This is a genomic window from Ethanoligenens sp. (assembly GCF_047718355.1).
In the GTDB taxonomy this organism is placed as follows: domain Bacteria; phylum Bacillota; class Clostridia; order Oscillospirales; family Ethanoligenentaceae; genus Ethanoligenens.
This window is the reverse complement of sequence record NZ_JBDNLG010000147.1, coordinates 1-3,335: the sequence shown is the minus strand read 5'-3', so window position 1 is coordinate 3,335 and position 3,335 is coordinate 1. Positions and strand designations below refer to the sequence as shown.

Genomic DNA, 3,335 nt, shown 5'->3' with positions numbered 1-3,335 from the left:
GTGCATCGCTCGCACTCAAATTATAGTTTAAATATGTCTTATAATAATCCTGCACCGCTTTTTGCACATCCAAAGATTTAAACTTATCTGGGTTAAGCGTTTTGGCAGCCCACTGGAGTTGGAGCACTTCTTCCGGACTGTATCGATCCCAACCAAAGACACCCATCGGATTGTTGTATACTTTACCGTCCTGCACAGCCTTAACATTTTTCCACTGTGCATCGTTTTTAATTGTCGCCGCGCCATCTACACCGCCGACGCCCACAATAATAATGTCCGGATTCCATTGGAGAACCTGCTCCATAGATACCGGTTTCATGTTGCCAGTTACACCCTGCGCCGCATTAACACCGCCTGCCGTCGTAATCCAGTCATCGATGATGGTATTGCTGCCATCTATTTGCAACGGGTTAAGAGACTGAATATGCAGCACTTTGGGTTTCTGCGTTGCCGCGATGGTCGACGTTGTCTTTTTAATAGACGCAATCGTTTGCTCTAAGTATGCATTATATTTCGTCGCACGTTTTTGCGCATCTGTACCAAGAATTTTTCCTGTAAGAGAAATGCACTGTTCCATCTGCGCATAATTGGTAAAATTGAGCTGCACAGTCGGGATGCCCATGCTTTTAATTTTGTCTGCGTTGGTGTTACCGGGGGACATAAAGAAAATATCCGGGTTCTTGGCCGCCAGCGTTTCGGTGTTAAATGTTTGGGAGGTGGTTGTCACCGCATTATTCAAGCTTGGCTCCACCTTGAACATCCATGGTAAACTCTTAGCCGTGTTAGCCGTAGCAACTATCTTTTTGCCTGCCCCCAACAGCATCAGCACCTCTGTATGAGCAGGCCACGAATCTGCAATGTGATCAATCTTTTTAGGCAACTGCACAGTTGCACCTGTCATATCTGTGATGGTGCTGGGTGAGGACGCTTCGGATGACGAGCTGGATGAGGTTTTTCCTCCTGACGAACAAGCTGTAACGGAGAGTAAAAGTGCCAAACTCAAGAGCCCTGTTGCAATTTTTTTCATAAAAGCCTCCATCTCGCCATGATATGGCGGTACCAATCATACGGGAAACTGCGGAATTCCCCTTCGAGTTATCATCCGCGAGGTATTTATCTATCGCACACTTCAAAATGCAGCGCATAACGTTACATAATCAAAATGTAACAGATAAAACCATGCTTTCAATCAAATCAGCTGGGAGGTCGGTGATTTTTTAGGAGACTGCGCTGTACTGTTATTTTCATGTAAATCCCTCCTCCTGATAGATTTTCTATTGCAAAGCGTTATACAACAACGCCATTGCTAACTGATATCAAGTGCCTTATTCTGCTGCTTGTCCCGTATATGCCGATTTTTGCGGATCTTGCGGGCAAGTGCAATTAGAAATAAGTGGAACACAAGCAGCCACCGGTATACCGTCATCCCCTTGCAGGCTACCAATCTTCACCCGCACGCCATAGGCAGACAACATGTTTTGTTCGGTGATAACTTCTTCGGCAGTGCCAATTTGAAACTGAACATTACGTTGCAGCAATGCCACTTTCGCCGAACAAAGGAATGCATGATCCGGAAAATGAGACGTCATAATTACACAAAGTCCTTCTTTCGCCAAACGATTGACTTGCTCCAGCACACGAATTTGATTGCCAAAATCCAAATTGGATGTTGGTTCGTCCATGATAAGGACTTTCGGGCGCTGTGTTAAGGCGCGTGCAATGAGAACCATCTGACGTTCACCACCGCTGATTTCTGTATAAATACGCTCTTTCAGAAAACCAACGCCCAGCCGCTCCAGAGATTCCTCTGCAATGGCAACATCTGTTTTTGTAGGAGAAGCGAATGGGCCAAGATGCGCGGTACGCCCCATGGTCACAACATCCAGCACCGTAAAAGGAAACGGTGGGGTGTGTGCCTGTGGCACGTATCCGACAGCTTTGGCAAACTCTTTTCTCGGCCATCGTGAAACATCTTCACCATCCAATAAAATTTTACCTTCTTGCAATTTTAAAAAGCCTAAAATTGTTTTGAACAATGTAGTCTTTCCCACACCGTTTGGTCCCAGAAGGCAAAGCACCTCACCCGAAACTGCCAACAGCGACAGATCTTTAACAATCGTTTTTGCTCCATATCCACAGGAAACATTCCGAAGTTCCAATTTCATTGCTGTTTTTTCCTCCCCCGAATAAGCAGAACAATAAAGAATGGCGCACCGATGATCGATGTAAGAATCCCCAAAGGAATTTCTGCCGCAAAAGCCACGCGTGCTACATCATCCGCAATAATAAGGAATATCGCACCTGTGAGCAGCGAAGCCGGCATCAAATATTTATAATTGGGACCGACAAACAGACGCGCCACATGCGGAATAACCAGGCCCACCCAAGCAATGATGCCGCTGACAGCTACGGAAGCGGCTGTTAAAAGTGTTGCGCAAACAATGAAAATCCATCGCAGACGTTTGGTATTGATTCCCATTGTTTGCGCCTCTTCTTCTCCAAATGAAAGCACATTCAGATTCCAACGCAGCAAAAAAATAGGAATAAACCCCACGAGCAACGGCGGCAGCAACAGATATAAATTTGACATTGTAATAGAAGAAAGCCCGCCCATCAGCCAAAATGTGATGGCCGGCAGTTTATTGTTGGGGTCGGCCACATATTTGGTAATGGATATAAACGCAAGAAACAAATTATATACAACCATACCTGTCAGAACGAGCATCAAGATGGCGTTGTCCCCCCGGCTGATAATCAAGCTGATAAAATAAGACAGCATCACGGCGCAAACGCCCATGATGAATGCCAAAACAGAGATCCCCAGAAGGTTAAACGAAAGCATAAGACCCAGCGCGGCACCGAAACCCGCACCAGACGTGGCACCCAGAATATCCGGCGATACCATCGGATTCCGAAATAAGCCCTGATAAGTAGCGCCTGCCGTAGCCAGTGCACCGCCTATCAATGCAGCGGAAACGATGCGCGGCATCCGCACTGAATAAAGCACCGTTACCGCCGCCGCAGATGCCTGTGTATGCCAGCCAAATAGGGAATGGCAAAAAATCTGTAAGATCGTCGGCAATGGAATCATATACCGCCCCAAACAGAATGAGAGCAAAAAAACCGCCAAAAACACTACCAAAAGCAACGGCAGTGCAATTTTCCATCCGAATCGTTCTACCGACTTTTCTTGTAAAACGGTTTCTTTCATACCATCCTTCACTCCATCTCTATTCTTTACGATGTGCATAGATACACGACATAGCATACCATATATATCAAAATACTTTATTTTCCATTTATGTTAATTTCAAAATTTCATTGTTATTCCACGG

3 protein-coding genes are annotated in these 3,335 nt (G+C 45.7%); all 3 read right to left on the bottom strand.

Features of this window, described 5'->3' with window-relative positions; translation table 11 throughout:
- A partial coding sequence (locus ABF463_RS14245; protein ID WP_415534663.1) for an ABC transporter substrate-binding protein occupies positions 1-1,027 on the bottom strand: 1,027 nt, incomplete at its 3' end.
- 298 nt (positions 1,028-1,325) lie between these two features.
- Positions 1,326-2,165 carry an ABC transporter ATP-binding protein gene (locus tag ABF463_RS14240; RefSeq protein ID WP_415534662.1) on the bottom strand — a complete coding sequence of 280 codons (840 nt, stop codon included), beginning with the start codon at positions 2,163-2,165 and terminating at the stop codon, positions 1,326-1,328.
- Complete coding sequence (locus ABF463_RS14235) at positions 2,162-3,211, bottom strand: FecCD family ABC transporter permease (protein ID WP_415534660.1); 1,050 nt, start codon at positions 3,209-3,211, stop codon at positions 2,162-2,164. Before ABF463_RS14235 ends, ABF463_RS14240 begins: the two co-directional genes overlap by 4 nt.
- Positions 3,212-3,335: the final 124 nt, after the last annotated feature.

Coding starts and splice junctions, on each gene's coding strand:
- ABF463_RS14240 (WP_415534662.1), bottom strand. CDS start 2,165: ATGAAATTGGAACTTCGGAATGTTTCCTGTGGATATGGAGCAAAAACG.
- ABF463_RS14235 (WP_415534660.1), bottom strand. CDS start 3,211: ATGAAAGAAACCGTTTTACAAGAAAAGTCGGTAGAACGATTCGGATGG.